This window comes from Actinomadura rubrisoli (assembly GCF_004349215.1).
Taxonomy (GTDB): Bacteria; Actinomycetota; Actinomycetes; order Streptosporangiales; family Streptosporangiaceae; genus Spirillospora; species Spirillospora rubrisoli.
Window position 1 is genome coordinate 1 of record NZ_SMKU01000494.1, and the last position, 5,273, is coordinate 5,273.

Sequence of the window (5,273 nt, forward strand, 5' to 3'; positions counted from 1 at the left end):
GGAGGCCCGGACCCCCGCGCCCGCCGCCCGCACCCCGCGTCCGGACGATCTCGACCAGCCCCGCTCCACGGCGCAACGCGACCGCCTCCTGGCGATGCTGGACGATCCGTCCCCGCAACGCCGCGAGACCGCCGCCCGCGCCCTGCTCGACTGGCCCGAACCCGCGACCCGTCACGTACTGCTCCGCGCCTACCTGGACGGCAGGATCGAGCTGCCCGTCCCCATGAGCGGCGTCCCGGGGAAGGGCGAGCGCCTCGTCCGCCTGGCCGGGCACCTGGACGCCGTCGAACTGGAACCGCTCGTCCCTGCCCTCCTGTCCGCCTGGGAACACGGCGACCGGTCCGCCGGGGACGCCCTGCGCCGCGTGGCCCCCGACATCGTGGCCGATGCCCTCTCCGGACGGCTCGCGGACCGCGCGTGGGGCCTGCTCGACCTCCTCGCGGGCCGTCCGCTGCTGCGCACGCCCGCCCTGGAGCGCACCGTCCAGCACCTCCGCGCCGAGGGCCGCGACGACCTGGCCGGCAAGCTCATCCTGGTGGACGGCCCGCTCCGCGACCCCGGCGCGGCCGCCGACGACGAGGCCGCACTGTCGGCGCTCCGCGAGCACCGGCCCGGGACCGTCCGCGAACCCTCAAGGGCGGAGCTGCTCAAGCGGGCCCGCGAGGGCGATCCCAAGGAGATCCGCCGCGCCTTGACCGCGCTCGCCGAGGCCCCTCCGGACGGCGAGTTCACCGGACTCCTCGCGGAGCTGATCGTCCACCGGGAGACCAAGGTCAGGTTGCACGCGCACCGCGTCTCCCGCCGCGTCCTGGACCGGGCCGCCTACCTGGCCCAGACCACCCGGCTCCTGGACGACCCGGAGCCGGGCGTCGTGCGCTCCGCCGTCAGGACGCTGTCCCACGCGTCCCATGAGCCGGCCATCCCTGGCCTGGTCACCCTGCTGGCGCACGCCCACCGGCTCGTCCGCGAGGCGGCCGCCGAAGGGCTCGTCCTGATCGGCGCGCCCGCGATCCCCGCGCTGCGCCACGCCGCGTCCCGGGCCCGCCCCGACCGCCGTCAGCGCTACATCGCCGTCCTGCGAAAGATCACCGGTTAGGCGGGGCGTCACTCTGGCGCAGGTGGCCGGCCGTCGCCCCGCCGGAGCTGGGCGTTGATGCGCTGGGCCTCGGCGAGCTGGTCTTCCAGGATGATGATGCGGCAGGCCGCCTCCAGGGCCGTGCCCTGGTCGACCAGGTCGCGCGCCCGCTGGGCGAGGCGCAGCTGGTAGCGCGAGTAGCGGCGGTGCCCGCCCGCCGAGCGCTGCGGCACGAACAGCTTGGCGACGTCCAGGCTGCGCAGGAACGCCGGGGTGACGCCGAGGATCTCGGCGGCGCGGCCCATGCTGTAGGCCGGGTAGTCGTCGTCGTCCAGCCTGTCCTGGACGGAGGTGCCAGGGGCGTCGTGTTCTGGGTTGGTGCCGGACCGAGCCGGCTGAGGTGCTTTCACAAAACCTTCCGTACCGCCACGGGAAACGCCAACGGGGCCCCGGCGCCAATCCCGGCGCCGGGGCCATGAGGTACAACACCATCTATCCGGCCGCGTGACCGGTTCTCGTCCGCGCCACCCGCGCAAAGCGGCGGCGCGTGGATCGCGAATGCGTGACCGTAGACCACCGTCCAATCCGTGGAGCTCCGGTACCCGTGCGGCGTGAAGCCCGCGACGGGCGATCCCGATGGTGCCGAGAACCCCCTTCCTTGTTTCCCTACCTGTGTTCCTTCTCTTACCTGCGTTCCTGCTGTCGGCGACCCGTTGGCCACCGGGCGCCGAGCCGGCTGCCGGAGTCCCTTCCGTTGCGTTGACCCCAACACGCCCGACCCGCGCCATCCATCTGCTCGGGCAGTTCGTCCTCTGCCACGTCTCATGGACTTGTTTCCGCTTCGATGTCAGTTACTCTACCCCACCCTCCCGCGAATATCTACCGCCCCCACTAAAGATTTTCTCAACCCCACGCACACGACCGCCCCAGCGCCCAGCCCACGATCGTCAGCGACCGCCGGTCAGAGCCGAAGGCTCCTCCCACGGCAGCACAGCCGAGGACGAGCCTTCGCTGCGATCGCACGCGACCTGGCCGTCAGCGGCAGCAGACCCGTGCTGCCCACAGCCGGTGCCGTAGCGCCGAGCGGGAGAACCTCGTGCGGGCCCGGTCGCCGCCGTCCACGAGGTTCCACGCCAAGGTGGACGTTCTGCGTCGAGACGCGGCATGCTCAGGCGCGCTCTGGCAGGGATGGAGATCGCCGAACGCGTCAGACGCCACCGGTCTCGCCGATGACGCCTGATCACAGTTGGCATGTCTGAGTTGCGCCGCCCCTCGACATCCCGGCGGTCAGCACACTCCTGGCAGCAGCGGCGGACTCTCTGAGACGGCGCGGATCCTCCAGCTTCCAGCGTCACGGTGGCGGCTGTCTCCGTGTCGATGGATTCCCTGATGGTGTTGCTAACCCTTGGCGATGATGGCGTTGGCATTGCGCAGCCACTGGGCGACTACCGTTTTCCCGGCTTCGAGCTTTTCCCTGTTCTCGTTGATCAGCTTGCTCTGATGGGCGGTTTCGACTGCCACGGCAATACCGACGATGTTGGTCTGCTGCCTGCATGCGGCGTCTGCGGCTGCGACGTGGCGCTCCCGTTCGGAGGGCGGTTCGGCGGTTGGCCGCTTGTCCCAGTCGGGATCGAGGCGAGCGCTCTCGGGTGCGTCGTAGTCCAGGTCGCGGGCCTTCATGCACGAGGACCATTGGGAAACCGCGGCCCTGTAACGGCTGTCCTTCATCACCGCAACCGTCCCCGATGTGCGGACTGACCTGGGATCCAACTCAAGAGTGCCCGTGCCTTCTTTGACCTTCCTGTCGCCCTCAGCGAAACATCCTCCATCGGGGATCGAGCGGCCCTTCGGTGTGGACTTCCTGGTTCCGAGGTAGGCGGCGCCGAGGTGGCTGTCAGCATCGGGGGCCGCCCTGCCCGCCTTGGTCTCGCCTTCGTCCGGTGGGGTTATGCCGCCGTACCCCCGCTTGGCCGCGATGTCCGGATCCAGATACTCGACGACCCGCTCGTCAGCGTCGGTGGGATCGATGGCGGCCAAGGCGGCCGTGGAGGATGCGCCGAAACCTAAACTTCGCAGGCAGTCGCGGGCGCCGATCGCCCGGGCCTTCTCGATAAGACCGACCTCGTCAATGGAAAGAATGTAGGAGTCGAGAGGGAGAGGAATGTGCGCGTTGCTCGTCACGGTCGGAATCGGGCCGAGGGGCGGCTCGTCCGAGGAGCGATTGCCGGCTGCGACCTTCTCCGTGCCGCAACCGGCCACGGCCGACAGGGTCACCACGGCGGCGATCCAGCGGATCCGCCGGGAGTGATGTGAACTTCGGACGATCTTCATGTTAGGTTCCTCTCCAGTCAGTCGAAGTGGCGGGTGTCCCTGCGGATCGGCTCGCAGCGTCGTGACCTTCGTACTGCGGATTCTCCGCTGATGCAGGGCTCACTTCCAGCGCTGCTGCGGCTCGGCCGAGTTGTTGATGGTCCGTTGCTCCTGCGTGTAGAGCTGGGAGCCCCTTGAGGTGTCGGTTACCGAGATGACCAGCGGACGGTAGCCGGAGCAGCCTTGGGCCCGCTGAAGCATGTATCCGCCCTGCACAGTGTGGCGCCACCATCGCTGATTGGCTTGTGCGTGCCAGTCCCACTGAACCATCGGCGCGAAGCAGTATCTGGCGTCACCGTCGAGGGCCTTGTTGCTCCCCGCGTTGATGTACGCCTTGGAGCCGTCCGAGTGGGTGGCCGACCACCACTTCTGGTTGTTCCCCCTGTTGCCGGGCCAATGGATGATGGGGTTGCCGTTTCCGGTGCGGCCCTGGTAATTGTCCATGTACCCGCCAGTCCTGGCGTTCTTCCATGTCACCCATCCGTCGGCGTGCGCCGCGGGTGCAAGGAACGCGAACCCCGCGACCGTCAGCAGCCCCCCGGTCAGCCCTGCCTTGACAAGCGTGGCAACTCCTGATCTCACCATTTCCACTCCCTCTGTCCAAGGCCCCGTTCGGCCGTCCTCGCCCTGAAGACCGGCAGTCGATTCCTGGCGAAGATCTGCCGTTCTCGTGCCGATCCGGGCCGCGCACGCCTGTTCCGTGGGCCGGATACGGCGCCAGTACCAATGCTCGCCTTGCATGCAGGGAATCGCAAGATCATAAGCTGTGTCGGCCTCGTCGCGCAGGGTGAAAACTCGGCGTGACAGCGATATTTTCCAGGCTTGACCACATGCGGAAAGTTGGCTGTGTCCTGAACCTCTTGCCGCTTGAGTGATTTCCGGCCATGATCAGGCGGCCGACTCGATCTCACCCGTGGCTTTGCTTACGGAGGGTGGAAGTGTGAATACCCTTACGCGCCGTAACGTGGTACTCGCGGCGGCAATTGTCGGCTCGATGGTCGCCGCACTGTTTCAGCCGCTCCCGGCGAAGGCCGCCCCCGCGCCGCGGCCGTTCGCCGTCCCACGACCGGCGACCGCTCCTCCAACATCCGAGTCGCCCGGCATTCTCGCCGACCAGCGCGCCGGCATTCTCGGCACGAGGTGGAATGTCTCCGGTGACATGGCGTGGACGACGATCGGCGACGCCACTGGTCTGCATCTGCTGACGGCTGAGGCCCGGGCGGGATACACCTGGCACACGGCCGCCACGCTGACCGTGTCCGGACTCGAGACCGATCAATGGATCGGCAACGCTTGCTTGACGTCCTCGGGTCGGCACGCGGTTGTGGTGTACGCGCCCCGGACCTTCACCAACAAGCCCGGCCTGGCGCGGCGCGGCGCCTTCACCGCCGTGGTGGACCTGCGCGACGGCGCTGTGACGAAGCTGCCGTTCACCGCCAGCCTCGCCTACTTCAACCCTGGCTGCGGCACAGGCGAGGATGCCGTGCTCACGCAGGAAGGCGACGAGGATCTTGGCAAGACCCGACTCGTGCGCCTCGACGCCGCAACCGGAAGGCTAAGTGCGGGGATCGAGCTCAAGGGCCAGGTCACCTCGGCTGTTCCCACCCGAAGCGGGATCGCGGCGGCCGAAGGGTTCCGCCTGGTCAACGTCACCGGCGGCCGGATGCGACGAGTCGCCGCGACAGCGGGCGTGCCATCCTCGCTGACCGTGGATTCGGGCGGCGGTGTGAACTATCTCGACGTCGACCGTGGCCGGGGCACGACACGGCTGCTGCGCACGACGGGAACGATAACGCGGGTGCTGGCGGAGGGCCCGGCGGGGGAAGTC

The 5,273-nt window shown here is 68.7% G+C and carries 5 protein-coding genes; 2 read left to right on the forward strand and 3 right to left on the reverse strand.

Annotated features, from left to right (window positions below; genetic code table 11):
• Positions 1 to 1,096 (forward strand): HEAT repeat domain-containing protein (locus tag E1298_RS43820; protein ID WP_165975949.1); only part of this gene is annotated, 1,096 nt, incomplete at its 5' end.
• 8 nt (positions 1,097 to 1,104) lie between these two features.
• On the opposite strand, the gene E1298_RS43825 is transcribed toward E1298_RS43820, so the two are convergent.
• The 3 genes from E1298_RS43825 to E1298_RS43835 all read right to left on the reverse strand — a co-directional run bounded on the left by E1298_RS43825 (position 1,105) and on the right by E1298_RS43835 (position 4,030).
• A complete protein-coding gene (locus tag E1298_RS43825) occupies positions 1,105 to 1,380 on the reverse strand; it encodes a MerR family transcriptional regulator (protein ID WP_131903291.1) in 276 nt (91 codons plus the stop codon).
• A 1,093-nt stretch (positions 1,381 to 2,473) separates the two neighbouring features.
• The gene (locus E1298_RS43830; protein WP_131903289.1) at positions 2,474 to 3,406 is read right to left on the reverse strand and encodes a hypothetical protein; all 933 of its coding nucleotides are present in this window, start codon (positions 3,404 to 3,406) and stop codon (positions 2,474 to 2,476) included.
• Between the two features lie 99 nt (positions 3,407 to 3,505).
• Positions 3,506 to 4,030, reverse strand: a complete 525-nt coding sequence (locus E1298_RS43835; protein ID WP_165975950.1) for an RICIN domain-containing protein — start codon at positions 4,028 to 4,030, stop codon at positions 3,506 to 3,508.
• Positions 4,031 to 4,385: 355 nt separating this feature from the next.
• Here E1298_RS43835 and E1298_RS43840 point away from each other — a divergent pair.
• Positions 4,386 to 5,273 (forward strand): hypothetical protein (locus tag E1298_RS43840; RefSeq protein WP_207945212.1); only part of this gene is annotated, 888 nt, incomplete at its 3' end.